The sequence below is a fragment of the Halomonas aquatica genome (assembly GCF_040196335.1).
Lineage (GTDB): Bacteria > Pseudomonadota > Gammaproteobacteria > Pseudomonadales > Halomonadaceae > Halomonas > Halomonas aquatica.
This window is the reverse complement of sequence record NZ_JBEGCJ010000004.1, coordinates 398,902-425,789: the sequence shown is the minus strand read 5'-3', so window position 1 is coordinate 425,789 and position 26,888 is coordinate 398,902. Positions and strand designations below refer to the sequence as shown.

23 protein-coding genes and 2 tRNA genes are annotated in these 26,888 nt (G+C 65.1%); 2 read left to right on the top strand and 23 right to left on the bottom strand.

Annotated features, from left to right (window positions below; translation table 11 throughout):
• Nucleotides 1–328: 328 nt before the first annotated feature.
• The 14 genes from rpsO to rlmE form a co-directional block, all read right to left on the bottom strand.
• Nucleotides 329–598 (bottom strand): 30S ribosomal protein S15, encoded by a 270-nt coding sequence (gene rpsO, locus ABE960_RS11030; protein ID WP_349762317.1) that lies wholly within the window; start codon nt 596–598, stop codon nt 329–331.
• 78 nt (nt 599–676) lie between these two features.
• The gene (gene truB, locus ABE960_RS11025; protein ID WP_349762316.1) at nt 677–1,594 is read right to left on the bottom strand and encodes a tRNA pseudouridine(55) synthase TruB; all 918 of its coding nucleotides are present in this window, start codon (nt 1,592–1,594) and stop codon (nt 677–679) included.
• Nucleotides 1,594–2,046 carry a 30S ribosome-binding factor RbfA gene (gene rbfA, locus ABE960_RS11020; protein ID WP_349762315.1) on the bottom strand — a complete coding sequence of 151 codons (453 nt, stop codon included), beginning with the start codon at nt 2,044–2,046 and terminating at the stop codon, nt 1,594–1,596. Before rbfA ends, truB begins: the two co-directional genes overlap by 1 nt.
• Nucleotides 2,047–2,064: 18 nt before the next feature.
• Complete coding sequence (gene infB, locus ABE960_RS11015; protein WP_349762314.1) at nt 2,065–4,596, bottom strand: translation initiation factor IF-2; 2,532 nt, start codon at nt 4,594–4,596, stop codon at nt 2,065–2,067.
• A 27-nt stretch (nt 4,597–4,623) separates the two neighbouring features.
• Nucleotides 4,624–6,117: a transcription termination factor NusA gene (gene nusA / locus ABE960_RS11010; protein WP_349762313.1), complete on the bottom strand. Its 1,494-nt coding sequence runs from the start codon at nt 6,115–6,117 to the stop codon at nt 4,624–4,626.
• 43 nt (nt 6,118–6,160) lie between these two features.
• Complete coding sequence (rimP, locus tag ABE960_RS11005) at nt 6,161–6,619, bottom strand: ribosome maturation factor RimP (protein ID WP_349762312.1); 459 nt, start codon at nt 6,617–6,619, stop codon at nt 6,161–6,163.
• A gap of 218 nt (nt 6,620–6,837) precedes the next feature.
• A tRNA-Met gene (locus ABE960_RS11000) sits at nt 6,838–6,914 on the bottom strand.
• 110 nt (nt 6,915–7,024) lie between these two features.
• Nucleotides 7,025–7,111 (bottom strand) — tRNA-Leu (locus tag ABE960_RS10995).
• Nucleotides 7,112–7,134: 23 nt separating this feature from the next.
• Nucleotides 7,135–7,494 (bottom strand): preprotein translocase subunit SecG, encoded by a 360-nt coding sequence (secG, locus tag ABE960_RS10990; protein ID WP_349762311.1) that lies wholly within the window; start codon nt 7,492–7,494, stop codon nt 7,135–7,137.
• Between the two features lie 4 nt (nt 7,495–7,498).
• Complete coding sequence (gene tpiA, locus ABE960_RS10985) at nt 7,499–8,248, bottom strand: triose-phosphate isomerase (RefSeq protein ID WP_349762310.1); 750 nt, start codon at nt 8,246–8,248, stop codon at nt 7,499–7,501.
• Between the two features lie 86 nt (nt 8,249–8,334).
• The gene (gene glmM / locus ABE960_RS10980) at nt 8,335–9,684 is read right to left on the bottom strand and encodes a phosphoglucosamine mutase (protein ID WP_349762309.1); all 1,350 of its coding nucleotides are present in this window, start codon (nt 9,682–9,684) and stop codon (nt 8,335–8,337) included.
• Entirely contained in the window at nt 9,677–10,540 is an 864-nt protein-coding gene (gene folP, locus ABE960_RS10975; protein ID WP_432765364.1) for a dihydropteroate synthase, read from the bottom strand. Before folP ends, glmM begins: the two co-directional genes overlap by 8 nt.
• A gap of 68 nt (nt 10,541–10,608) precedes the next feature.
• Nucleotides 10,609–12,582, bottom strand: coding sequence for an ATP-dependent zinc metalloprotease FtsH (ftsH, locus tag ABE960_RS10970; RefSeq protein WP_349762308.1), 1,974 nt, complete (start codon nt 12,580–12,582; stop codon nt 10,609–10,611).
• A 201-nt stretch (nt 12,583–12,783) separates the two neighbouring features.
• Nucleotides 12,784–13,473 (bottom strand): 23S rRNA (uridine(2552)-2'-O)-methyltransferase RlmE, encoded by a 690-nt coding sequence (gene rlmE / locus ABE960_RS10965; RefSeq protein ID WP_349762307.1) that lies wholly within the window; start codon nt 13,471–13,473, stop codon nt 12,784–12,786.
• A 206-nt stretch (nt 13,474–13,679) separates the two neighbouring features.
• Here rlmE and yhbY point away from each other — a divergent pair, with 206 nt between their 5' ends.
• Nucleotides 13,680–14,006 (top strand): ribosome assembly RNA-binding protein YhbY, encoded by a 327-nt coding sequence (gene yhbY / locus ABE960_RS10960; RefSeq protein ID WP_349762306.1) that lies wholly within the window; start codon nt 13,680–13,682, stop codon nt 14,004–14,006.
• Between the two features lie 116 nt (nt 14,007–14,122).
• Here the strand turns inward: yhbY and greA are convergent, their stop codons facing one another.
• The 6 genes from greA to ABE960_RS10930 form a co-directional block, all read right to left on the bottom strand.
• Complete coding sequence (greA, locus tag ABE960_RS10955) at nt 14,123–14,599, bottom strand: transcription elongation factor GreA (protein WP_349762305.1); 477 nt, start codon at nt 14,597–14,599, stop codon at nt 14,123–14,125.
• Nucleotides 14,596–17,841, bottom strand: coding sequence for a carbamoyl-phosphate synthase large subunit (gene carB, locus ABE960_RS10950; protein ID WP_349762304.1), 3,246 nt, complete (start codon nt 17,839–17,841; stop codon nt 14,596–14,598). Before carB ends, greA begins: the two co-directional genes overlap by 4 nt.
• Nucleotides 17,842–17,895: 54 nt before the next feature.
• Nucleotides 17,896–19,053, bottom strand: a complete 1,158-nt coding sequence (gene carA / locus ABE960_RS10945; protein ID WP_349762303.1) for a glutamine-hydrolyzing carbamoyl-phosphate synthase small subunit — start codon at nt 19,051–19,053, stop codon at nt 17,896–17,898.
• 272 nt (nt 19,054–19,325) lie between these two features.
• A complete protein-coding gene (gene dapB / locus ABE960_RS10940) occupies nt 19,326–20,129 on the bottom strand; it encodes a 4-hydroxy-tetrahydrodipicolinate reductase (RefSeq protein ID WP_349762302.1) in 804 nt (267 codons plus the stop codon).
• A 189-nt stretch (nt 20,130–20,318) separates the two neighbouring features.
• A complete protein-coding gene (locus tag ABE960_RS10935; protein ID WP_349762301.1) occupies nt 20,319–21,230 on the bottom strand; it encodes a DMT family transporter in 912 nt (303 codons plus the stop codon).
• Nucleotides 21,227–21,505 (bottom strand): DUF2218 domain-containing protein, encoded by a 279-nt coding sequence (locus ABE960_RS10930; RefSeq protein ID WP_349762300.1) that lies wholly within the window; start codon nt 21,503–21,505, stop codon nt 21,227–21,229. The genes ABE960_RS10935 and ABE960_RS10930 overlap by 4 nt, the downstream gene beginning before the upstream one ends.
• 188 nt (nt 21,506–21,693) lie before the next feature.
• Here ABE960_RS10930 and corA point away from each other — a divergent pair, with 188 nt between their 5' ends.
• Entirely contained in the window at nt 21,694–22,659 is a 966-nt protein-coding gene (gene corA, locus ABE960_RS10925) for a magnesium/cobalt transporter CorA (RefSeq protein ID WP_349762299.1), read from the top strand.
• A gap of 89 nt (nt 22,660–22,748) precedes the next feature.
• Here corA and dnaJ read toward each other — a convergent pair whose 3' ends face one another.
• The 3 genes from dnaJ to grpE form a co-directional block, all read right to left on the bottom strand.
• The gene (gene dnaJ, locus ABE960_RS10920; protein ID WP_349762298.1) at nt 22,749–23,897 is read right to left on the bottom strand and encodes a molecular chaperone DnaJ; all 1,149 of its coding nucleotides are present in this window, start codon (nt 23,895–23,897) and stop codon (nt 22,749–22,751) included.
• A gap of 92 nt (nt 23,898–23,989) precedes the next feature.
• The gene (gene dnaK, locus ABE960_RS10915; protein WP_349762297.1) at nt 23,990–25,921 is read right to left on the bottom strand and encodes a molecular chaperone DnaK; all 1,932 of its coding nucleotides are present in this window, start codon (nt 25,919–25,921) and stop codon (nt 23,990–23,992) included.
• 120 nt (nt 25,922–26,041) lie between these two features.
• Nucleotides 26,042–26,671: a nucleotide exchange factor GrpE gene (grpE, locus tag ABE960_RS10910; protein WP_349762296.1), complete on the bottom strand. Its 630-nt coding sequence runs from the start codon at nt 26,669–26,671 to the stop codon at nt 26,042–26,044.
• Nucleotides 26,672–26,888 lie beyond the last annotated feature (217 nt).

The window sequence follows — 26,888 nt, the reverse complement described above, 5'->3', positions numbered from 1 at the left end:
CCACCGGATGACGTCATTTCCGAACACGCCGCGCAAAGGGGGCGACGGGGACAGGCCGAAGAGCAGGTCCGAGTCCCAGGGGTGAGGAGCACTGCCCCTAACGGGCTGGCCAAGGATGGCCAGCACCGGACCTGCAAGCGGAGCAGGACGCGAGAGCGAAGCAGGACCGAGGTGTCGCCCAGGCAAGGATTCATGGCGCCTCCCTGATGGTCCCGACACGTCGGGGCCTGTTCCGGGATCAGCCCCCGAGTCAGTGTATTAACGAGACATATACGCAAAACGGGCAGCCTTCCGGCTGCCCGTTTCTCTACCGCTTGGGTCATGTCGCTTAGCGACGCAGACCCAGACGCTGGATCAGCGCCTGATAGCGCTCCAGATCCTTGCGCTTCAGGTAGTCCAGCAGCTTGCGGCGCTGGTTGACCATGCGGATCAGGCCACGACGGGAGTGGTGATCCTGCTTGTTGGTCTTGAAGTGATCCTGCAGGCCATCGATGTTGGCGCTCAGCAGGGCCACCTGAACCTCGGGGGAACCGGTGTCGTTGTCGCCACGTCCGAATTCAGTGACGATCTCGGACTTCTGTTCAGCGGTCAGTGCCATCTGTCTCTCCAGTAAGCAATATGCCTGGGTAATGAATGTGTGAGACCACGCATATTTGCAGTCTCGAGCTTCTTTCCTTCATTCGGCCGCGGTGCTCAGCAGCCGCATCGGCGCCACTTCCTGTGGCCCCGTCACCGTGCCGAGACCCAGGAAGGCCTCGCCACGATAGAGTCTTGTCGTCTCGCCCTCGGCTCCCACTCCGGCTTCGACCCGGGCCGCCTGGCCGTGGGTCAGGCGCCCGGCCGCCACGAGATCGACGTCCAGTCGCGGCAGGTGATCGACCAGCACGTCCACGGGCAACAGCGTTGCCTCGCGCTCGGCCTGCTCGGCCAGGGCCTCGAGCGAATCGAGATCGAGCATCCCCTCGGCGTCGAAGGGACCGGTCGCCAGCCGTCGCAGTGCGCTGATATGGGCCCCACACCCCAGGGCGCGGCCGATGTCCTCGGCAAGCGTGCGGATGTAGGTGCCCTTGCTGACGCGCACCTCAAGCTCGAAGGCTTCTTCCTCGCAGGCGAGAAGCCGAGCATCATACACCGTCACGCGACGGGCTGCACGCTCGATCGACTTGCCTTCCCGAGCGAGCTCGTAGAGCTTGCGCCCGTGGTGCTTGAGGGCCGAGTACATCGGCGGCACCTGGTCGATCTCGCCGCGAAAGCGCGCCAGCACACCCTCGACGTCAGCCTCGGTCAGCCGCGGCACGGCATGGCGCTCGATCACAGTGCCCTCGGCATCGCCGGTATCGGTGACCACCCCGAGCTCTACCCGAGTGCGGTAGACCTTGTCGGCCTCCAGCAGGTGGGCAGAGAACTTGGTCGCCTCGCCGAAGCAGACCGGCAGCAGGCCGGTGGCCATGGGATCGAGTGTCCCGGTGTGGCCGGCCTTCTGGGCCTGGAACAGGCGCCGCACCCGCTGCAGGGCATGGTTGCTGGACAGGCCCGCAGGCTTGTCCAGCAGCAGCACGCCGTTTACCGGCAGTCCGCGACGTCGCCTTGCCATCAGTCGCGCTCGTCCCTGTCTAAAGAACCATCCACAGAACCATCGAGGGCGTCACCACCCGAGACATCGTCGTCCGTCGCCTCATCATGCAGGTCGCGGTCGCTGGCGACGGCCTCGTCGATCAGCGACGACAGCCGCTGGCCGCGAACCACGCTCTCGTCGTAGTGGAAACGCAGCTCCGGCACGTGACGCAACTTGATCCGCCGGGCGATCTGGCTGCGCAGGAAACCGGCGGCCCGCTTGAGCACCGCCAGATTCTCCCTGATGCGCTCGGGCGTCTGCTCCCCCAGCAGGGTCACGTGAACATCGGCGTAGCCGAGGTCACGACTGACCTCGACGCCGCTGACGGTGACCATGCCCAGCCGCGGGTCCTTGACCTCACGCTGGATGAGTACCGCCAGCTCCTTCTGGAGCTGGTCGGCTACCCGGTCGGTACGCTTGAATTCCCGCATGGTCGACTCCTCGGGACCTTAGAGCGTCCGCTCGACCTTGACCTGATCGAAGACCTCGATCTTGTCGCCGACCTGGACATCGTTGTAGTTCTTCACGCCGATGCCGCATTCCATGCCGTTGCGCACTTCCTGGACGTCGTCCTTGAAGCGACGCAGGGACTCGAGTTCGCCCTCGTAGATCACCACGTTGTCGCGAAGCACGCGGATCTTCTTGTTGCGATGAACATTGCCCTCGACCACCATGCAGCCGGCCACGGCGCCGATCTTCGGTGCCCGGAAGACGTCACGGACCTCGGCCACGCCGACGATCTCTTCCTTCCACTCCGGTGCCAGCATGCCGCTCATGGCCTGCTTGACCTCGTCGATCAGCTGGTAGATGACGCTGTAGTAGCGCAGGTCCAGGCCCTCACGCTCGATGATCTCGCGAGCGGCGGCATCGGCACGCACGTTGAAGCCGACCACGATGGCGTCACTGGCCAGCGCCAGGTTGGCGTCGGTGCCGGTGATGCCACCCACGGCGGAAGAGACCACGGCCACCTCGACCTCGCTGGTGGAGAGCTCTTCCAGCGCACCCTTGATCGCCTCCAGGGAGCCCTGGACGTCGGCCTTGAGCACGATATTGAGCTTGGCGGCAACATCCTGGCCCATCTGGCTGAACATGTTCTCCAGCTTGGCCTTCTGCTGGCGCGCCAGGCGCACCTCGCGATACTTGCCCTGACGGAAGTTGGCGACCTCGCGGGCCTTCTTCTCGTCGGCCAGCACCATGAAGTCGTCACCGGCCTCGGGAGTGCCGTCCAGGCCCTGAATCTCCACCGGTGTGGACGGTCCGGCCTCGTCGACCTGCTTGCCCAGCTCGTTGGTCAAGGCACGCACGCGGCCATAGTGCAGCCCGGCGAGCACGGTATCACCCTTCTTCAGGGTGCCGTTCTGGACCAGCACGGTGGCCACGGGGCCGCGGCCCTTGTCCAGGCGAGACTCGACCACCACGCCCTTGCCGGGCGCCTCGGGTACGGCCTTCAGCTCGAGCACCTCGGAGACCAGCTGGATCGACTCCAGCAGCGCCTCGATGCCCTCCCCGGTATGCGCGGAGACGTGCACGAACTGGGTGTCGCCACCCCACTCCTCGGAGATGACGCCGTGCTGGGACAGCTCGTTCTTGACCCGGTCCGGATCCGCACCCGCCTTGTCGATCTTGTTGACCGCGACCACCATCGGCACCTCGGCGGCCTTCGAGTGCTCGATGGCCTCGATGGTCTGGGGCATGACGCCGTCATCGGCGGCCACCACCAGCACGACCACGTCGGTGGCCTTGGCACCGCGGGCACGCATGGCGGTGAACGCCGCGTGGCCCGGGGTGTCCAGGAAGGTCACGCCACCGTGGTCATCTTCCACGTGGTAGGCACCGATGTGCTGGGTGATACCGCCAGCCTCACCGGTGGCCACCTTGGCCTTGCGGATGTAGTCGAGCAGCGAGGTCTTGCCGTGGTCGACGTGTCCCATCACCGTGACCACCGGTGAACGAGTGATCTCCTCGCCTTCGTAGGAGATGCCCTCGAGGACCTCGGTCTCCAGCGCATCGTCCTTGACCAGCTTGGGCTTGTGGCCCATCTCCTCGACCACGATGGCCGCGGTGTCCTGATCGATGGTCTGGTTGATGGTCACCGCCGCGCCCATGGTGAACATGGCCTTGATGACCTCGTTCGCCTTGATCGACATCTTGTCGGCCAGATCGGCGACGCTGATCGACTCGGGGATGGAGACCTCGCGGACGATCGGCTGGGTCGGCTTCTGGAAGCCATGCTTGCCGCCGCCCTGGGCACCGCCACCGCGGCGGCCACCACGACGCTCGGCGCGCTTGGCCTTCTTGCCGCCCCGGCGACGCTCCTCGCGATCACCACGATCATCATCGTCACGCTCGCCACGGCCCTTCTTGCCGGCGCCGGCCTTGGTGGTAGCCTTCTTGACCGCGGCGCGACGCGGCTCGGGACGACCCTCCTTCGGCGGTGCCGGCGGCTCCTCCGTGGACGGAGTGGTGTCGAGCTCCGGCACCGGAATCTCGGGCTCGCTGACGGCCTTCTCGGCCTCGAGCTTGGCCGCAGCCTCTCGCGCGGACTCCTCGGCGGCAAGCGTCTTGGCCTCCTCGGCCTCGCGCGCATCCTTGGCGGCCTCAGCCTGCTGGGAATCGGCCATGTCGCCGACCAGCTGGCGCGGACCGGCATCGGCCTCGGGCTCGCTCTTGGCGGCTTCCTCATCGGCACGCTTGACGTAGGTACGCTTCTTGCGAACCTGCACCTCGATGCTCTTGCCGCGCTCTCCGGTATTGATACGGCTGCGCGTCTTGCGAGTCAGGGTGATGCGATTCTTCGCCCCGGCACCGCCGCTGCCGCCGTGGCTCTTGGTGAGATAGTCGAGCAGCTGACGCTTGTCCTCCTCGGACACGGCATCATTCTCGGCCTTCTGGCCGAGTCCTGCTTCCTTCATCTGCTCCAGCAGACGAGGCACGTCGCGCCCCACCTTCGCTGCAAAATCCTTAACGGTCATTTCTGACATTACGACCCTCCTCAGCCCGTGACCCGTTTACTGTTCGTTCTCGAACCATGGCGCACGGGCAGTCATGATCAGTGCCGCGGCGCGCTCCTCGTCGATTCCCTCGATGTCAATCAGATCATCGACGGACTGCTCGGCCAGGTCCTCCATGGTGATAATGCCTCGACTGGCCAGAATAAAGGCCAGGTGGCGATCCATACCGTCCACCTCCAGCAGGTCGTCGGCCGGCTGGGCGCCGTCGAGTTCCTCCTCGGAGGCAATGGCGAGGTTCAGCAGTTCATCCTTGGCGCGAGCGCGCAGTTCCTCGATGGTATCCTCGTCGAACTCCTCGATCTCCAACATCTCCTCGACCGGCACATAGGCGACCTCCTCCAGGGAGGTGAAGCCTTCTTCCACCAGCAGGCGCGCCACGTCCTCGTCGATATCCAGGTGCTGGATGAAATGATCGACGAGGCTGTCGATCTCCTGGTCGCGCTTGGCATCGGCCTCGTCCTCGGTCATGACGTTGAGACGCCATCCGGTGAGTTCGGACGCCAGACGCACGTTCTGGCCGCTACGGCCGATGGCCTGGGCCAGGTTGTCCTCGGCGACGGCCACATCCATGGCGTGGGACTCTTCGTCGACGAGGATCGAGGCGACGTCGGCCGGCGCCATGGCATTGATCACCAGCTGGGCCGGGTTGTCGTCCCAGAGCACGATGTCCACGCGCTCGTTCTGCAGCTCCGAGGAGACGGCCTGCACACGCGAACCACGCATGCCGACACAGGCACCTACCGGGTCGATGCGGCGGTCGTTGGTCTTGACCGCGATCTTGGCCCTGGAGCCCGGGTCACGAGCCGCGCCCTTGATCTCGATGAGTTCCTCGGCGATCTCCGGCACCTCGATGCTGAACAGCTCGATGATCAGCTCCGGGCAGGTGCGCGAGAGGATCAGCTGCGCGCCGCGGGCCTCGGGATCGACCTTGACCAGCAGTGCGCGGACCCGCTCGTTCATGCGGTAGCGCTCGCCCGGGATCATCTCGCTGCGCGGCAGGAAGGCCTCGGCATTCTCGCCCAGGTCGATGATCAGCCCGTCTCGCGTGGTTTTCTTGACGATGCCGGCGACCAGTTCGCCCTCGCGCTCAGAGTACTGACGCACCACCTCGGCCCGCTCGGCCTCACGCACCTTCTGCACGATGACCTGCTTGGCGGTCTGGGCGGCGATGCGGCCGAAGGCCGCGTTCTCGATACGCTCCTCGACGACATCACCCAGCCCCAGGGGCGGGTCACGTCGCTCGGCGAAGGAGAGCTTGATCTGGGCATCGGGCCCGTCGAAGTCGTCGTCCTCGACCACCTCCCAGCGACGGAAGGTCTCGTAGTCGCCTGTGTTGCGATCGATGTGCACGCGCACGCTGGCTTCCACATCATCGAAGCGCTTGCGCGATGCACTGGCCAGGGCCGCCTCGACGGCCTCGAAGATCACCTTGCGGGAGACCCCCTTCTCGTTGGAGATCGTATCGACGACCGCCAGAATTTCTTTACTCATGACTTAGCCTCGCCAGTGAACCTGTCCTTATACACCAAGCTCATCACGTGAACTGCGGGACGACCCGCGCCTGATCGATGCCCTCGATGGGAAAGCAATATTCCTCGCCGTCGACCTGCAGCAGCACCTCGTCATTCTCGATCCCGGCCAGCAGACCCTGAAACTTGCGCCGGCCGTCGAAGGGCACACGCAGCTTCACGCTCACCACATGTCCGGCGTAGCGCTCGAACTGCTCGAGGGTGAACAGCGGTCGGTCCATCCCCGGCGAGGAGACTTCCAGCCGATACTCTCCCGGCACCGGGTCCTCGACATCGAGCACCGCGCTGACCTGACGACTGACGTCGGCGCAATCGTCCACGCTCACCCCGTCCTCATGATCGATATAGATCACCAGGCGGGAATGTTTGCCCTGGGACAGATGATCGATGCCCCATAGCTCGAACCCCATGGCCGAGGCCACCGGTTCGATCAGCGCATGCAGCGCAGCATCCTTGATTGCCACGGAAGAAAGCTCCTACAGCCGTTGCATCAGGCACCTGGCCGGGAGTTGAGAGAAGAGTCAGGTGGCTGATTGGCGTTGCTCGAACAGCTCACCGGCATCTCCGGCTGGCAAGCTGCTAACAAAAAGCCCCTTCACAGGAAGGGGCTTTCACAAGAAACCTGTATACCATTCCTGCCCTCTGACATGCCCCTGAGTCTTGCGCATGCCCGCCAGGAAGATGGTAGCGGGGACCGGATTTGAACCGATGACCTTCGGGTTATGAGCCCGACGAGCTACCAGACTGCTCCACCCCGCATCAATCTAGGCCGGTGATTGTAAGCCCACATGACATCTTCGTCAAGCGGCAACACCGCATACTGCCAATCCTGCCTCGAAGGCGCGAACCTTGCATCGCCTGCTTCGAGATGGTGCCGAAGGCGGGACTTGAACCCGCACGACCATAAGGTCACTACCCCCTCAAGATAGCGTGTCTACCAATTCCACCACTTCGGCAACGGGGAGGCTGGATGACGACTTCAGTCGCCGCTTTCCTCCAGCGCTGGCGACGTATTATCCACACCACTACCGGCACCGTCAAGGCTAGGCACGGCATTCTGCTGCTCGATCATCTCGGCATCGGGGATGCCGGCTTCCGGCGCGTCTCCGGCCTGGGACGCGAAGTACGCCAGGGCCAGAGACGTTGCGAAGAAGGCCGCGGCGAGCAGCCCGGTGAACTTCGCCAGGAAGCTGCCGCTGCCCCGCGAGCCGAACACGGTCTGGGAGGCACCGCCACCGAAGGCGGCACCGGCTTCGGCGCCCTTGCCCTGCTGCAGCAGGATCAGGACGACCAGGGCGATGGCGATCGCCACATGGGTCATGAGAATGGCAACTTGCATGGATTCAACCTGCTGACTGACAAATGGCTAGGAAATCGTCGACCTTGAGCGAGGCTCCGCCCACCAGGCCGCCGTCGATATCGGGTTGGGCGAGCAGTTCGGCGGCATTATCCGCCTTCATGCTGCCGCCGTAGAGGAGGCGCATGCCCGCGGCGAGCGCCTCATCATAACGCGTCAGGCGACCACGGACGGCCGCATGCACGGACTGGGCCTGATCGGGCGTCGCCGTGCGGCCGGTACCGATCGCCCAGACGGGCTCATAGGCAACGACCAGGCGAGATCGCTGCCCCTCGTCGAGGGCGTCGAACACCGCCTCGAGCTGACCCAGCACCACCGCTTCGGTCCGCTGGGCCTCGCGCTCCTCGAGGGTCTCGCCGACGCAGAGTACCGGCGTGAGCCCCTCGAGGAGCGCCGCCTTGACGCGTGACAGCACCGCCGCGTCGTCCTCACCGAACAGTGAACGCCGCTCGGAATGGCCGACCAGCACCAGGCGGGCACCGCACTCTCTCAGCATGGTCGCGCTGACCTCGCCGGTGAAGGCGCCGGAGGGCTGATCGCTGAGCGTCTGCGCGCCCACCGTCACGGCGGTCTCGCCAAGCGCTCGTCCCGCTGATTCCAGGAAGGGGAAGGGCACCATCACCGCCACCTCGACGTTCACGGGCAAGGAGACATCGGTGAAGGCCCGACCGAACTCCTCGACCAGGGCCAGGGAGCCGTTCATCTTCCAGTTTCCAGCGATCAGCGGCATGCGCATCAGGCTTCCTCTTTCAAGGTGGTGCGAAATGGTATAGGAGGGGCTCAGTCAAGACAACCAGAGTCAAGACTGCAAACGCCATTCGATCAACCGAGCAGCGCCTCGACGTCACCGGCCAGTCGCCTCGCCAGGCCATCGACGTCCAGATGGGCCCTCCCCTCGACCATCACCCGAATCAGCGGCTCGGTGCCCGAGGCCCGCAACAGCACCCGTCCCTGGTCGCCGAGCTCCCCCTCCAGGGCGCTCACCGTCTCCTTGAGCGTCGACTGCTCCAGCAGCGCCTTGGCATCGCTGCCGGGCGTCAGACGCACATTGACCAGCGCCTGTGGAGCCTTCTCCAGGCCGGCGAGCAGGCGTCCAAGCGATTTCTGCTCGCGAATCATGATCGCCAGCACCTGGAGCGCCGAGACGATACCGTCACCCGTCGTCTGCACATGTCCGCAGACGATATGCCCGGATGACTCGCCGCCCAGTTGCCAGCCATTGGCCGCCATGCGCTCCATGACGTAACGGTCGCCTACCCTGGCGCGCTCGAAGGGGATGTCGAGCGCCTCCATGGCGGCCGCGAGCCCGAAATTGGACATCAGAGTGCCCACCACACCACCGCCCAGATCGCCACGGGCATGACGATCGCGGGCGATCAGGTAGAGGATGTCGTCGCCATCGATCTCACGACCATCGGCATCCACCAGCAGGACCCTGTCGCCGTCGCCGTCGAAGGCCACACCGAGGTCAGCGCCCTGCTCGATCACCGCCGCGCACAGGGCGGCAGGATGGGTCGAGCCCACCTCATGATTGATGTTGAGACCGTCGGGGGCGGCGCCAATCAGGCTGACATCGGCACCCAGCTCCCGAAACACGCTGGGCGCGATGTGGTAGGTGGCGCCATGGGCGCAGTCGACCACCATCTTCAGTCCATGCAGGCTGACCCGGTCGGGAATGGTCGACTTGCAGAACTCGATATAGCGGCCGGGGGCATCGTCGACCCGCACCGCCTTGCCCAGACGAGACGGACCCACGGTGGCCAGACTCTCCTCCAGCGCCGCCTCGATGCTCGCCTCGACCTCATCGGCAAGCTTGGTCCCGGCGGCTGAAAAGAACTTGATGCCGTTGTCCTGGAAAGGGTTGTGGGAAGCCGAGATGACGATGCCCGCATCGGCGCGGAAGGTGCGGGTCAGGTAGGCGATGGCCGGCGTGGGCATGGGCCCCAGCAGCATCACGTCGACCCCGGCGGCGGAGAGCCCCGACTCGAGCGCCGACTCGAACATGTAGCCGGAGATCCGCGTGTCCTTTCCGATCATCACCCGGGGCCGCCCCTTCTCGCGCGTCAGCACGCGACCGGTGGCCCAGCCCAGCTTGAGCATGAAGTCGGCGGTGATGGGGGGCTCCCCCACGGTGCCGCGGATGCCGTCGGTGCCGAAATAGCGTCTAGTCATTCGAGCAGCCTTCCTCTAATACGGCCCAGGTCATGTTCACCGCGTCCACGTGGGGCCCCACGTCGTGAACGCGCAGAATACGTGCGCCACGCTCCACCGCCAGGGCGGAGAGCGCCAGGCCACCGGAGAGGCGTTCCTCCACCGGGCGGCCGAGCACCTTGCCGATCATGCTCTTGCGCGACATGCCCACCAGCAGTGGCAGCCCGAGCCGCGCCAGGTGATCCATGTGCTTGAGCAGCCGCAGGTTGTGCTCCACCGACTTGGCGAATCCGAAGCCGGGGTCGAGCAGCATCCGCTCGCGACGCAGCCCGGCGGCTTCGCAGGCCGCCACCCGCTCCGCCAGAAAGTCGGTCACGGCCTCCTCCACCGGCCGGTCGAAATGGGGGTCCTCCTGCATGTCGCCCGGCTCACCAAGCATGTGCATCAGGCACACCGGCAGGCCGCTGGCGATCGCCGCCGACAGGGCACCCTCGCGGCGCAGGTTTCGCACATCGTTGATCATGCCCGCACCGGCCTGCGCCGTCGCCTGCATCACCTCGGGCGTACTGGTATCCACAGAGACCAGTGCATCGAACTCACGCACCAGCGATTCCACCACCGGCACCACCCGATCCAGCTCCTGCTGGACCGCGACCGGCTCGGCGCCGGGACGCGTGGACTCGCCACCCACGTCGATGATTGCGGCCCCCTCGGCCAGCATGCGCTCGGCATGGCGCAGCGCGTCATCGGGTACCGCATGGCGCCCGCCATCGGAGAAGGAATCGGGGGTGACGTTGAGGATCCCCATGATGCGGGGAAAGGAGAGGTCGAGGCGGTGCCGGCCACACTGCAGATGCGTCGCTGTACTGGTATCCATCATCTTCCTGTTGGTCGCGAACGGCAAAGGCGCCCCGCAGGGCGCCTGAGATTTGCTGCCGGGCCACTTCAGCTGCCGGCCGGGCCACCCAGCGGGTCGGAGGGGCGACGCGAGGGAGTGTCATCATCCTCGGCATCGTCACTCGACTCCGGGGAGGCCGAGCCGGCCTCGGCGCGAGGCTCGCCGCCGGTGGGGGCGCCGCTGCTCGGGTCATCCCAGCCCTCCGGGGGACGCGGGTCGCGACCTTCCATGATGTCCTTGAGCTGAGTGGAGTCGATGGTCTCGTACTTCATCAGCGCCTCGGCCATGGCATCCAGCTTGTCGCGGTTCTCCTCGAGGATCTGCTGGGCCTGCTCGTAGCAGCCGTCGATGATCTTGCGCACCTCCTTGTCGAGCCTGGAGGTGGTCTCGCCGGACTTGAGCTTGCCACCCTGGCCGGGGCCACCGAGGAACTGGTGGGACTCGTCCTCGTCGTACATGATCGGCCCCATCTCCTCGGAGAGCCCCCACTTGGCGACCATGTTATGAGCAAGCTCGGTGGCACGCTTGATGTCATTGGAAGCCCCGGTGGTCACACCATCCGGCCCCAGGGTCATTTCCTCGGCGATACGGCCACCGAACAGTGAGCAAATCTGGCCAATCAGCTGTCGACGGGAAAGGCTGTAACGATCCTCCTCGGGGAGGAACATGGTCACGCCGAGGGCACGACCCCGCGGGATGATGGTGACCTTGTAGACCGGGTCATGCTCCGGCAACACCAGCCCGATGATGGCATGGCCCGACTCGTGGTAAGCCGTATTGAGCTTCTCCCTGTCGGTCATGACCATGGACTTGCGCTCTGCGCCCATCATGATCTTGTCCTTGGCAAGCTCCAGCTCTTCCATGCTTACCAGACGCTTGTTGCGACGCGCGGCGAACAGGGCGGCTTCGTTGACCAGGTTGGCCAGGTCGGCGCCGGAGAAGCCCGGTGTGCCACGGGCGATTAGCGATGGCTTGACGTCATCGGCCAGCGGCACCTTGCGCAGGTGCACATTGAGGATGTGCTCACGGCCGCGGATGTCGGGCAGCGGCACCACTACCTGGCGGTCGAAGCGGCCCGGACGCATGAGTGCCGGGTCGAGAACGTCCGGACGGTTGGTGGCGGCGATGACGATGATGCCCTCGTTGGCCTCGAAACCGTCCATCTCCACCAGCAACTGGTTCAGCGTCTGCTCGCGTTCGTCGTTGCCACCACCCATGCCGGCGCCGCGCGAGCGGCCCACGGCATCGATCTCGTCGATGAAGATGATGCAGGGCGATTGCTTCTTGGCCTGCTCGAACATGTCACGCACGCGAGAGGCGCCCACGCCGACGAACATCTCGACGAAGTCGGAACCGGAGATCGAGAAGAACGGCACCTTGGCCTCGCCGGCGATGGACTTGGCGAGCAGCGTCTTGCCGGTACCGGGCGGCCCCACCATCAACACGCCGCGCGGAATGGTACCGCCCAGGCGCTGGAACTTGGTCGGGTCACGCAGGAAGTCGACCAGTTCCTCGACCTCCTCCTTTGCCTCGTCGCAGCCGGCGACATCGGCGAAGGTGGTCTTGATCTGGTCCTGGGAGAGCAGCTTGGCCTTGGACTTGCCGAAGCTCATGGGCCCGCCCTTTCCGGCGCCGCCCCCCTGCATCTGACGCATGAAGAACATGAAGATCGCCAGGATCAGCAGGATCGGGAAGCTGGCGATCAGCAGGCGCATCCACAGGCTCTGCTGCTCGGGCTCCTTGCCCACCACCGTGACATCGTTGGCCAGCAGGTCATCCATCAGCTTGGGATCCTCCGCCGCCGGACGGATAGTCCTGAACGGGGAGCCATCCGTGCGCTCACCGGAGATGGTATAGCCATCAATGGTCACGCTGCGGACCTGCTGGTTCTGCACCTGCTGGACGAACTGGGAATAGTTCATCGCCTGCGGTGCGTTGTCGACGCTGAAGTTGTTGAACACCGTCAGCAGCACCGCCGCGATGACCAACCACAGAATCAGGTTCTTCGCCATATCATTCAAGGGACTACCCTCATTGCAAGAATCTGTCGGCCGAAAATGCCTGGTCCTTCGACACTACATGAGCGGCACATGTTCAGCCAGCCTAAGGCCAGAGCGGGAAATCGCCGCCACTGTGACACAGTCACGGCACCCTGTCCGGCAATCGGCCCGTTAGGCTCCGCCTATCGCGGCGGCCCCTGATGCTGCAGCAGAGGCCACGCCTCAGCCGCGAAACCCTTCTGCCAGGAGGTAGACCTCACGGGAGCGTGCCCGGGAGGCCTCCGGCTTGCGAGTCACTACCCGCTTGAAGCTACCGCGCAGCTCCTTGAGGAACTCGTCGAACCCCTCACCCTGGAAGACCTTGGCCAGGAAGGTGCCGCCGGGAGACAGCGTCTGGCGCGCCAGGTCCAGCGCCAGTTCCACCAGGTACATGGCCTGGGGCTGGTCGATGGCCGCCATACCACTCATATTGGGGGCCATGTCCGACATCACAAGGTCCACGGGACGATCGCCGAGGGTATCGAGGATCGACTCGAGCACGCTCTCCTCGGTGAAATCGCCCTGGATGAAGTCGACATCCGCCAGGGCATCCATCTCGAGGATGTCCGAGGCGATCACCACGCCACCCGACCCGACCTTCTCGGCGGCCACCTGGCTCCAGCCACCGGGGGCGGCTCCCAGGTCGATCACGGTCATGCCGGGACGCAGGAGACGGTCCTTCTCGTCCAGCGCCAGCAGCTTGTAGCTGGCCCGGCTGCGGTAGCCGTCCTGCCAGCGCTGCTGCACGAACTGGTCGTCGAAGTGCTCCTTCAGCCAGCCCTTGCTGGTCTTGCTGGTCTTGCTGGCAGAAGCCTTGCTGGCCGGCGCCTTGCCGGCGGCGCCCTTGGCGCGGGGAGCATGGGAACGTGCCACGGCATCACCTGTGAATGACCATGAATGACAGGCAGTCGAGCGGATTCCGGAAAGAACCGGTGAAAGACCCGGTGGAGGTGCGACGGGGTGCTGACCTGCGGACCCGGCCGGTGGATGAAGCACGCCGACAAGGCGACGAGCTTTCGCCGCGCGGCAATTCACCGTACCATGTGCGCTGCGCGCCAACCGGGAAGAAGCAAGATACCATGAGCTTGTCACAGGCACAAAAGAAAGCATTCCGCAGCATCGGCCACCATCTCGACCCCGTGGTCGCCGTCTCCGAAAACGGCGCCTCCGAGGGCGTGCTGGCTGAACTCGACCGGGCACTGCGCGACCATGAGCTGGTCAAGGTCAAGCTCGCCCTGCCCGACCGCGACGATCGTGCCGCCATGCTCGACGAGCTGGTGGCGGCGAGCGATGCCGAGCTGGTGCAGAAGATCGGCAAGATGGCCCTGCTTTACCGCCACAATCCAAGGGTCAACCCGAAGCTCTCCAACATCCAGCGCTTCGAGAATCACCACGGGCGGTTCTGACACGGCCAAGGATAGGGCACGGTGACAAAGAGAAACCCCGCGGATGCTGCTCTGCGGGGTTTCTTCTTGTCTGGCTGCGGCCGCCGCCCGTCACCGGGCGGCTTGGCGCTTGGCGCTTAGAGATGCTCGACGCTGGCGATCTCGTATTCGACCTCACCGCCCGGGGTCTTCACCAACACCACCTCGCCCTCTTCCTTGCCGATCAAGGCACGGGCGATGGGTGAGGTGACCGAGATACGACCCTCCTTGATGTTGGCCTCATCCTCGCCGACGATCCGATAGGCCACCTCCTCGTCGGTCTCCAGGTTGATCAGGCCCACGGTGACCCCGAAGATCACCTTGCCGGTCCGGGGCAGCTTGGCCACGTCGATCACCTGGGCGTTTGAGAGCTTGCCCTCGATCTCCTGGATGCGCCCCTCGATGAAGCCCTGCTGCTCGCGGGCCGCGTGGTACTCGGCATTCTCCTTCAGGTCGCCGTGCTCGCGAGCCTCGGCGATGGCAGCAATCACTCTTGGACGCGCCTCCCCCTTCAGCTCCTCGAGCTCCTTGCGCAACCGTTGCTCACCAGCGACGGTCATCGGGACCTTGTTCATTGCGTAGCTCCTGCATGCAGTTCCTGTAACCGCCGCACGGTAATGGCATTGCCGTACTCGAGCGCCATGCAAACGGCATTGGCCCCTGCCAGCGTCGTGGCATAAGGAACCTTGCGGGCGAGTGCAGTGCGACGGATCACCGAGGAGTCGTTGATGGCCTGGCGGCCCTCGGTGGTGTTGACGATATAGGCGACCTCGTCGTTCTTGAGCAGATCGACGATATGCGGACGGCCTTCATAGACCTTGCTGACGACCTCTACCGGCAGGTCGGCGGCCTCGAGTGCCACCGCCGTGCCACGGGTCGCGCACAGGGTGAATCCCAAGGTTACCAGAGAACGGGCCACCTCGATAACTCCCGCCTTGTCCGGGTCGCGCACCGAGAGGAACGCCTTGCGCTCGCCCTCGAGCCGCGGGATCGCCTCTCCTGCCCCCAGCTGCGCCTTGTAGAAGGCCTCGGCGAAGGTATCGCCCGAGCCCATCACCTCGCCGGTGGACTTCATCTCGGGCGAGAGGATCGGGTCGACGCCCGGGAACTTGTTGAACGGGAAGACCGCCTCCTTGACGCTGAAGAAGTGCGGCACGATCTCGCGGGTAAAGCCCTGCTCGGCCAGGGTCTTGCCGGCCATGCAGCGCGCGGCCACCTGGGCCAGGGAGGTACCGATGCACTTGGAGACGAAGGGCACGGTCCGAGAGGCCCGAGGATTGACCTCGATGACGTAGATCTCGCCGTCCTGCCAGGCCAACTGGACGTTCATCAGGCCCTTGACGCCGAGCTCCACGGCCATCTTCTTGACCTGCTCGCGCATCTCGTCCTGCACCTCGGCGGGCAGCGAATAGGGCGGCAGCGAACAGGCGGAATCACCGGAGTGCACGCCGGCCTGCTCGATATGCTGCATGATGCCACCGATCACCACCTGCTCACCGTCGCTGACCGCATCGATGTCGATCTCGACGGCGGCATTCAGGAAGTGGTCGAGCAGCACCGGGGAGTCGTTGGAGACCTTGACTGCGTGGGTCATGTAGTTCTCGAGCTCGGAGGCGTCGTAGACGATCTCCATGGCCCTGCCGCCGAGCACATAACTCGGGCGCACCACCAGCGGGTAGCCGATCGCCTCGGCCTTGGCGAAGGCCTCCTCGAAGCTGCGCGCGGTGGCGTTGGGCGGCTGCTTGAGGCCCAGCTTGTCGATCATCTGCTGGAAGCGCTCGCGATCCTCGGCCCGGTCGATGGCATCCGGGGTGGTGCCGATGATCGGCACGCCGGCGGCCTCGAGCTCGCGGGCCAGCTTGAGCGGGGTCTGGCCGCCGAACTGCACGATCACCCCGACCGGCTGCTCCTTGTCGGCGATCTCCAGCACGTCCTCCAGGGTCACCGGCTCGAAGTAGAGGCGGTCACTGGTGTCGTAGTCGGTGGAGACGGTCTCCGGGTTGCAGTTGACCATGATGGTCTCATAGCCGTCGTCGTGCATGGCGAAAGCGGCATGCACGCAGCAGTAGTCGAACTCGATGCCCTGGCCGATACGATTGGGCCCGCCGCCCAGCACCATGATCTTCTGGCGGTCGGAGACCTCGGCCTCGCATTCCTCCTCGTAGGTGGAGTACATGTAGGCGGTATCGGAGGCGAACTCCGCGGCGCAGGTGTCGACCCGCTTGTAGACGGGACGGATGCCGGCCTTCTGGCGCGTGCGACGGAACTCCTTCTCCGCGACGCCCAGCAGGCTCGCCAGGCGGGCATCAGAGAAGCCCTTGCGCTTGAGCATGTAGAGCTCGCGTGGCGTGAATTCTGAGAGCGAGCGCTGGGCGACCTCGGCCTCGACCCGAACCAGGTCCTCGATCTGCACCAGAAACCAGCGGTCGATGTTGGTCAGGGCGAAGACCTCCTCGAGGCTCATTCCGGCGCGCATGGCGTCGGCCACGAAGAAGATCCGCTCGGCACCGGCGGCCTGCAGCTCGCCCTTGATGTGCGCCATGGCTTCGGCGCTGAACTCGCCGGCCTTGAATTCAGGAAACTTGGGGTCGAGGCCGTCGTTGCCTGTCTCCAGGCCGCGCAGCGCCTTCTGCAGCGACTCCTGGAAGGTACGGCCGATGGCCATCACCTCGCCCACCGACTTCATCTGGGTAGTCAGGCGGTCGTTGGCCTGGGGGAACTTCTCGAAGGTGAAGCGCGGAATCTTGGTGACCACATAATCGATGGACGGCTCGAAGGAGGCCGGGGTGCGCCCCCCGGTGATGTCATTGTTGAGCTCGTCCAGGGTGTAGCCCACGGCCAGCTTGGCGGCGATCTTGGCGATCGGGAAGCCGGTGGCCTTGGAGGCCAGCGCCGAGGAGCGCGATACCCGCGGATTCATCTCGATGACCACCATCCGGCCGGTCTGCGGATCCATGCCGAACTGCACGTTGGACCCGCCGGTCTCGACGCCGATCTCGCGCAGCACCGCCAGGGAGGCGTCGCGCATGATCTGGTATTCCTTGTCGGTCAGCGTCTGGGCCGGGGCCACGGTGATGGAGTCGCCGGTGTGAACGCCCATGGGGTCGAAGTTCTCGATGGCGCAGACGATGATGCAGTTGTCGTGCTTGTCGCGCACGACCTCCATCTCGTACTCCTTCCAGCCCAGCAGCGACTCGTCGATCAACAGCTCATGGTTGTTCGAGAGCTCGAAGCCACGCTGGCAGATCTCGTCGAACTCCTCCTTGTTGTAGGCCACGCCACCACCGGAGCCGCCCATGGTGTAGGAGGGACGGATGATGGTCGGGAAGCCCAGTTCGGCCTGGATCTCCAGGGCCTCTTCCATGGAATGGGCCACCTTGGCCTTGGGGCATTCCAGGCCGATGTTCTTCATGGCCTTGTCGAAGAGGTCGCGGTCCTCGGCCTTGTTGATGGCATCGGCGTTGGCGCCGATCATCTCCACGCCATACTTCTCCAGCACGCCATGCTTGTCGAGGTCCAGGGCACAGTTCAGCGCCGTCTGGCCCCCCATGGTGGGCAGGATCGCGTCCGGGCGCTCGGCCTCGATGATCTTCTCCACCGTCTGCCAGGTTATCGGCTCGATATAGGTGGCATCGGCCATCGCCGGGTCGGTCATGATGGTGGCCGGGTTGGAGTTGACCAGGATGACCCGGTAGCCCTCCTCGCGCAGCGCCTTGCAGGCCTGGGCGCCGGAGTAGTCGAATTCGCAGGCCTGGCCGATGACGATGGGGCCAGCACCAATGATCAGGATGCTCTTGATGTCGGTACGCTTGGGCATGACGGTTTCCGCGGCTAATCGATGAATGACGGTCTGATGCAGGGCGATTCGTGCCTAGCGGCGTTCCTTCATCATGGTGACGAAACGGTCGAACAGTGGCGCGACATCCCGGGGCCCCGGGCTCGCCTCCGGATGGCCCTGGAAGCTGAAGGCCGGCCGATCGGTGCGCTCGATGCCCTGCAGGGTGCCGTCGAACAGTGAGCGGTGGGTGGCGCGCAGGGTCTCGGGCAGGGTCGACTCCTCGGCCGCGAAGCCGTGGTTCTGGCTGGTGATCATCACCTGGCCGGAATCGAGGTCCTGAACCGGATGGTTGGCACCGTGGTGGCCGAACTTCATCTTCACCGAGCTGGCCCCGCTGGCCAGCGCCAGCAGCTGGTGGCCCAGGCAGATGCCGAACACCGGCACCCCGGTCTCGAGCAGCTCGCGGATGGCGGTGATGGCATATTCGCAGGGCTCCGGGTCGCCGGGGCCGTTGGAGAGGAAGATGCCGTCCGGGTTCAGCGCCATGACCTCGCTGGCCGGGGTCTGGGCCGGCACCACGGTCAGGCGGCAGCCGCGGGAGGCCAGCATGCGCAGGATGTTGCGCTTCACCCCGTAGTCATAAGCGACCACGTGAAAGGGACGCTCGGCCTTTCCATCAGGACCGGCCGCATCGGCATAACCCTGGCCCAGGGTCCACTCGCCCTCGGACCAGGCGTAGGGCGACTGGCAGGAGACCACCTTGGCCAGGTCCATGCCCTTGAGTCCCGGGAAGGCCTTGGCTGCCTCGAGGGCGCGCGTCACGGCGTCCTCGCCCTCGGCGTCCGCGCCGGCGAGGATCGCGCCGTTCTGGGCGCCCTTGTCACGCAGGATACGGGTCAGGCGACGGGTATCGATGTCGGCGATGCCCAGCACGTTCTGGCCCTTGAGGTAATCGGAAAGCGACTGCTCGCTGCGGAAGCTGCTGGCCAGCAGGGGGAGGTCGCGGATCACCAGGCCAGCCGCGGCGATGGCGCCGGACTCGACGTCTTCGGCGTTGACCCCGGTATTACCGATATGCGGATAGGTGAGGGTCACGATCTGTCGGGTATAGGAGGGGTCGGTCAGGATTTCCTGGTAGCCGGTCATGGCCGTATTGAACACCACCTCACCGCTGGTCAGTCCATCGGCACCGATGGCCGTGCCATGGAACACGCTTCCATCTTCCAGGGCCAGTATCGCCGGTTTGTTCAATGCAACGTCCTCCGATGTGTAAGAGCTTGCCCGTCTTGGAATCCTGCTCACCGGGGCGCGGCCCCGCTGGCCGGCCCGTAAATCGGCCCGTAAAAAAGCGGGACGAAACCCGATACAGACCGGTTTCATCCCGCTTGTTGTCATCCGCTCGGAACGGATTCGGAGCGCTGGGGGCCGAAACAACAAGCGCTCGAGGGGGCTTCTCGCCCATGCGCCCGGCCAAAATTTTCGAGATGTTACAGGAAACGGTGCCCAGCGACTACCCCCGCGGCCTACAGACCCAGCACATCCTGCATGGTATAGCGGCCGTTGCCATGGCCGGCCACCCAGCGCGCCGCACGTACCGCGCCCTTGGCGAAGGTCATGCGGCTGGAGGCCTTGTGGGTGATCTCGATGCGCTCGCCCTCGGTAGCAAACATCACGGTATGCTCGCCGACGATGTCCCCGGCACGCACGGTGGCGAAGCCGATCTCCTTGTCGCTGCGCGGCCCGCACTGCCCCTCGCGGGAAAAGACGCCGTGCTCCTTGAGGGTGCGACCCAGGCTGTCGGCCACCACCTCGCCCATCTTCAGGGCGGTGCCGGAGGGCGCATCCACCTTGTGGCGATGGTGGGCCTCGATCACCTCGATGTCGTAGCCCTCGTCGCCCAGCGCCTTCGCCGCGGTCTCCAGCAGCTTGAGGGTCAGGTTGACCCCCACGCTCATGTTCGGCGCAAATACCATGGGCACCCGGTCACGAAAGCCGTTGAGTTCGACGAGCTCGTCATCGGAGAGGCCGGTGGTGCCGATGACGATGCGCTTGCCATGCTCGGCACAGAAGGCCAGGTTGGCCAGGGTGACCTGCGGCGAGGTGAAGTCGATCAGCACGTCGAAGTCGTCGACGATGGCGTCGAGTGAGTCCACCGCCGCCACGCCCAGCTTGCCGACCCCGGCCAGTTCGCCGATATCGGCGCCGGCGAGCGAACTGCCCGGCTCGACGACACCCCCGGCCAGGGAGGCCTCGGCATCCTGCTGCACGGCGTTGACCAGGGTGCGGCCCATCCGGCCGGCGACACCGACGATGGCAATACGGGTCATGCGGACTCCTGCGAATTCGATGGCTTCGGAAATAGCGCTTAGAAAATGGCACTTCGGACATGGCACTTCGGAAGTGGCGGCAGTATACCAGAGGGCCAGCCGCACGGGGTGGCCGTAGCCTCGACCATCCATACCGTCATGGGCACATCGCGGGCCAGGCTCTCGTCTGCCCGGCGCCGCCCTGGCAGATCAACGCGCGGGGGTTGAGGGCGTGTCGCGCAGCAGCAACAGGATCGCGGCGATGACCATCAGACTGCCCGGCAGCCAGGCCCAGCCGACCCGCCCGGGTTCACGGACGAACAGCAGCAGCATGGAGACGAAGGGCACCAGATAGCTGTAGGCGGTGACCGCGGACGGCGTCAGCACCGCGGTGGCGCGCTGCAGCAGCCAGAAGGTCAGGGCGCTGGAGAAGAGCCCTAGATAGACCAGCACCAACAGATCACGGCCGGTCATGGCCGCCAGGCGCCCCATCGGCTCGAGGGCGAGGCCCGCAAACCCGACCAACACGGCCCCCAGGCCCAGGCTCCAGAAGGTACGTACCGCCGCCGACGCCGGCAGTCGACCGGTCGCCAGGCCCCACTTGCTGAGTACCGGATAGAGCGCCGTTGCGAAGCAACCGAGGAAGAACACCGCCTCGCCCATGCCGAACCGCAGACGCCCGCCCTGCTCCAGGGATTCGGCGATGGCCAGGCCCAGCGCCCCCGCCGCGCCCAACGCCAGGATCGCCGGCAACCGCCAGGCCAACCGCTCGACCCCGAAGCCCAGCCCCAGCAGGAAGGCCAGCAGCGGAACCGTGACGAACAGCGTGGCCATGGAAAGCGCCGTGGCATGATGCGCCGCCCAGAACATGGCACCGAAGAAACCGGCGAGGCATAGCCCCATCAGGGCATACAGCGGCAGCTCGCGCCAGCCGGGCAGGAAGGTCGGCGAACGCCGAACCAGCCACCACAGGCCGGCGCAGGCGATGAGGAAGCGCAGCGAAGTCAGCGAGAGCGGCGGCAGCTCGCTCATTGCCCCCACTGCGGGAAAGGACAGCCCCACCAGCACCGCCCACAACATCATGCCGAGGTGGGCGGCACGAGCCGACTGCCGGTCGTTCAATTTTCCCAGACGATGTCCAGGCTCACGCCCGTCAGGCCTTCGAGCGCGGCATTCACCTTGCCTTCCAGGCGATCCAGGGTTCCGTCATCCAGCGTCTCGACGGCCACGACCAGGCGGTCCGGCTGGGCCTCAAGCAGGCAGCTACCCTCGTCGAATCTCACCCTCGCCTGGGTCTCCTCACGATCGATAGGCCGAGCATCGGCCCACTCCCTGCACAGTCGTTCGACCAGTTCCTTGGCATCCTCGGCAGGCATATCGGCTCTTGAAATCGGCATGGCGATCTCCGCAACTCGTTGGATGAATACTCAGCCTATGACGATGCCCCCCAGAAACGCCAGCCCCGTTTCGGCCCCTCGCCCGCCTTGACACCCGGCACGAACCGGTATGGGCGACAGGCAACCACGCCCAGGCACTATGCTGTTGCATGTATAGGGGCACTACCACCCATCGAGAGGGTTCGGCAATGATCATCAACTGTGCGGTCTATGAGAAGGGACGTCGCCTTCAAGACATCCAGATCGAGGAGGTCGGCGACTACCTGGGCCAGACGGACCGTTTCGTGTGGGTGGCACTGCACGAGCCGGACGAGGCGGAGATGGCCCGCTTCCAGGAGGTTTTTAGCCTGCACGAGTTGGCCGTGGAGGACGCCCTGAACGGTCACCAGCGTCCCAAGCTCGAGGAGTACGGCGAAGCACTGTTCGTGATCATGAACATGATCACGATGCGCGATGACCAGCTCGAAACCGGCCAGGTGGCGGTGTTCGCAGGCCCCGGCTACGTGCTGTCGGTGCGACTGCACCCGGGCCAGGGCTTCACCGAGGTTCGCCAGCGCTGTGAGAGCGAGCCGAAGCTGCTGAAGCATGGACCGGCCTTCGTGATCTATGCCCTGATGGACACCATCGTCGACCGCTACTTCCCGGTCATCGAATCGCTGCAGGCCGAGCTCGAGAGCATCGAGGACGAGATCTTCGTGAAGGGGTCGGCCCGCCAGAGCCTGGAGCGCCTCTACAAGCTCAAGCGCCAGACCATGAAGCTCAAGCATGCTGCCATGCCGCTGGTTGAAGCCGCCGGCCACCTGTCGGGCGTTCGTGTGCCGGTCCTGTGCAACAAGACCCGGGAGTACTTCCGCGACGTCTACGACCACCTGCACCGTATCGAGTCGGCGGTGGATACCATCCGCGAGATGACCATCACCGCGATCCAGGTGAACCTCTCGATGGTGGCGATCGACGAGGGCGAGGTCCACAAGCGGCTCGCGGCCTGGGCCGCCATCTTCGCGGTAGCCACCATCCTCGCCGGCATCTGGGGCATGAACTTCACCCACATGCCCGAGCTCGACTGGCGCCTGGGCTATCCCCTGGCCCTGCTGGTGATGGGCGGCGCCTGCGGCTGGCTCTACCAGCGCTTCCGGCGGGCCGGGTGGCTATAGAAAGGGGCCATCGGCCTGCACGCCATGACGCGACAGGGCCCCGGCATCGTTCGATGCCGGGGCCCTGTCGGTTACTGCGGGGACTCGCCTTACGGCTTCATGTCCTCGAAGAACTTCCTCACGCCGTCGAAGAAGCCTGACTTCTTCGGCGAGTGGTGGTGCCCGTCGCTGCCACCCAGGCTGTCCTGGAAGGTGCGCAAGAGCTCCTTCTGCTCCTCTTTGAGCTTGACCGGGGTCTCGACCACGACCTTGCACAGCAGGTCGCCGGGGGGACCGCCGCGCACCGGCTTCACGCCCTTGCCACGCAGGCGAAACAGCTTTCCGGTCTGGGTCTCGGGCGGGATCTTCAGCTTGACCCGGGCATCCAGGGTGGGCACTTCGAGCTCGCCGCCTAGCGCCGCGTCGACGAAGTTGATCGGCACCTCGCACTGCAGGTGACGGCCGTCGCGCTGGAAGATGTGGTGCGGCTTGATCGCCGCCTGGACGTAGAGATCCCCGGGCGGGCCACCGTTGATGCCGGCCTCGCCCTCGCCATTGAGGCGGATGCGGTCGCCGGTATCCACTCCGGCCGGGATCTTCACCGAAAGGGTGCGGGTCTCGCGCACCCGGCCCTCGCCGTGGCACTTGTGGCACGGCACCTTGATGTGCTGGCCGCCACCGTGACAGGTCGGGCAGGTCTGCTGCACGGCGAAGAAGCCCTGCTGCATGCGCACCTGGCCCATGCCGTTACAGGTCGGGCAGGTCTCCTTGCTGGAGCCCGGCTCGGCACCTCCACCGTCGCAGCGCTCGCATTCGACATGGCGCGGCACGCGGATATCCACGCTGGTGCCGGCCACGGCATCCTCGAGATCGAGCTCGAGGTTGTAGCGAAGATCGCTGCCGCGCTGCGGAGCGTTGGGATGGCGGCGTCCGCCTCCCCCACCGAAGATGTCGCCGAACACATCGCCGAAGATGTCGCTGAAGCCACCGGCCCCGGGGCCACCGAAGCCACCGCCGCCGCCACCGGCCTGACCGTCGACGCCTGCATGGCCGAACTGGTCATAGGCGGCACGCTTCTCGCTGTCGCTCAGGACCTCGTAGGCTTCCGAGATCTCGCGGAACTTCTCGGCCGCCGTGTCATCATCCGGATTGCGGTCGGGATGGAATTTCTGGGCGAGGCGTCGGTAGGACTTCTTGATGTCCTTCTGGTCGGCACCGCGCTCGACGCCCAGTACTTCGTAATAGTCACGCTTGGACATGAGTCTGTCCGCCTCCGTAGTGACTCTGCGGAAACACCAACGCGGGAGTCAGGCCCCCGCGCTGGCGTCATCCGTGGTTCAGATGTCGTGGTTTACTGCTTCTTCTGGTCGTCGTTGACTTCTTCGTACTCGGCATCGACCACGTCATCTTCCTGCTTGGCGCCAGCCTCGCTGCCGGCCTCACCGGCCTGCTGGGCGGCTTCGCCCTGCTCGGCGTACATCTTCTGCGCCAGGTTGCCGGAGGCCTCGGTCAACTTGTCCAGCTTGGCCTGGATGTCTTCCTGGTCGTCGCCCTTGATGGCCTCTTCCAGCTCGGAAGCGGCGGTCTCGATGGCCTGCTTCTCCTCGTCGCTGGCCTTGTCGCCAGCCTCTTCGAGGGTCTTGCGAGCGGCGTGGATCATGCCGTCGGCCTGGTTGCGCAGCGCCACCAGTTCCTCGAACTTCTTGTCCTCGTCGGCGTGGGCCTCGGCGTCCCGGACCATCTGCTCGACCTCTTCCTCGGACAGACCGCTGGAGGCCTTGATGACGATGGACTGTTCCTTGCCGGTGGCCTTGTCCTTGGCGGACACGTTCAGGATACCGTTGGCGTCGAGGTCGAAGGCAACCTCGATCTGCGGCACGCCGCGCGGTGCCGGCGGGATGTCGGCCAGGTCGAAGCGACCGAGCGACTTGTTGCCGCTGGACTGCTTGCGCTCGCCCTGCTGGACGTGAATGGTCACGGCCGTCTGATTGTCATCCGCGGTGGAGAAGGTCTGGGTCTTCTTGGTCGGGATGGTGGTGTTCTTCTCGATCAACGGGGTCATCACGCCGCCGAGGGTCTCGATGCCCAGGGTCAGCGGTGTGACGTCGAGCAGCAGCACGTCCTTGACGTCACCGCCCAGTACGCCGCCCTGGATGGCGGCGCCCACGGCCACGGCTTCGTCCGGGTTGACGTCCTTGCGGGCTTCCTTGCCGAAGAAGTCGGCCACGGACTTCTGCACCATGGGCATGCGGGTCTGGCCGCCGACCAGGATGACGTCGTCGATCTCTGAACCGGACAGGCCGGCATCCTTGAGCGCGGTCTTGCACGGCTCCATGGAGCGCTTGACCAGCTCTTCCACCAGCGACTCCAGCTTGGCCCGGGTCACCTTCACGTTGAGGTGCTTGGGGCCGGTGTTGTCAGCGGTGATGTAAGGCAGGTTGACGTCGGTCTGCTGGGCGCTGGACAGCTCGATCTTGGCCTTCTCGGCGGCTTCCTTGAGGCGCTGCATGGCCAGGTTGTCACCGGAGAGGTCGATGCCGCTGTCGGCCTTGAACTGATCGACCAGGTAGTTGATCAGCTTGAGGTCGAAGTCCTCGCCGCCCAGGAAGGTGTCGCCGTTGGTGGCCAGCACCTCGAACTGGGTCTCGCCGTCGACATCGGCCACCTCGATGATGGAGATGTCGAAGGTACCGCCGCCCAGATCATAGACCGCGATGGTCTTGTCGCCACGGGACTTGTCCATGCCATAGGCCAGCGCCGCCGCGGTGGGCTCGTTGATGATGCGCTTGACCTCGAGACCGGCGATGCGGCCGGCATCCTTGGTGGCCTGGCGCTGGCTGTCGTTGAAGTAAGCCGGCACGGTGATGACCGCCTCGGTGACTTCCTCACCGAGATAGTCTTCCGCGGTCTTCTTCATCTTCTTCAGCACCTCGGCGCTGACCTGGGGCGGAGCGAGCTTCTTGCCCTTCACTTCCACCCAGGCATCACCGTTGTCGGCCTCGGCGATGGTGTAGGGCACCATCTTGATGTCCTTCTGGACGACGTCGTCCTTGAAGCGACGGCCGATCAGGCGCTTGATGGCGTACACGGTGTTGTGCGGGTTGGTCACCGCCTGGCGCTTGGCCGCCTGGCCCACCAGGATCTCACCGTCCTCGGTGTAGGCGATGATGGAAGGCGTGGTGCGCGCGCCTTCGGCGTTCTCGATCACCTTGGCCTTGTCACCGTCGAGCACGGCGACACAGGAGTTGGTGGTCCCCAGGTCAATACCGATGATGCGTCCCATAGGAAATCCTCGAAATTGCGGTTGAATTCGTGATCTGCGGCTTTCACCGCGGGTTGCCGTCTATCTGGGGGCCCTCGAAACCTTTTCAAGACCCGAGGGCCGCTTTTCTGCGGTCTGAGGTCAGCCGGCGGCCTGGCTGACCACCACCATGGCCGGGCGGACCAGGCGCCCGTTGAGCAGGTAGCCCTTCTGCATGACGTCCATCACGGTGTTGGGCTCCATCTCGGGATTGGGCACCATGGCCATGGCCTCGTGGTACTGCGGGTCGAAGGGCTCGCCATGGGGCTCCACCACCTCGACGCCGAACTTGGACAGCACGTCGTGCTGCATCTTGAGCGTCATGGAGACGCCCTCGAGGTGGGCCTCGCTGGCCCCATCCCCCATGGACTCCAGAGCCTTCTCCAGGCTGTCGACCACCGGCAGCAGCTCCTTCACGAACTTCTCCAGTGCGAACTTGCGGGCCTTCTCGGCCTCCTGCTCGGCACGCCGACGCACGTTCTGCGCCTCGGCAGCCGCTCGCAGGGCCTGGTCCTTATACTCGGCGATACTCTGCTCGAGTTCCTCGACCTGGGCCGCCAGCATCTCGGCCTCGGGGTTGTCGGCGGTCTGGGCCTCCGTGGCGGTCTGATCGGCGCCCTCGATGGCGTCCTCCAACTCACCCTCCACGGTCTCGGTCTCGGACTGCGGCTCGGCTTCCTGCTCTTGGCGAGCGAGTTCGTCGTCCAGCGGGGTCTGGGAGTCTTTGGCCATGTGGCTCTCCTGAATGGCAATCAGCGGCAGGGCCGCTGGCAAGGCATGAATGATGACTTGGATAACTGTCTGCGGGATATATGGGGCTGGCCGTGGCGAACTCAAGTCATCATCGCGACACGAATCTGATTGTGCATTGTGGGTCAGGGTTGACTACTGTATAAACGCACATTACGTGTATGGATAGACAGTATTCCCTCGGTGCGAGAGCACCGTG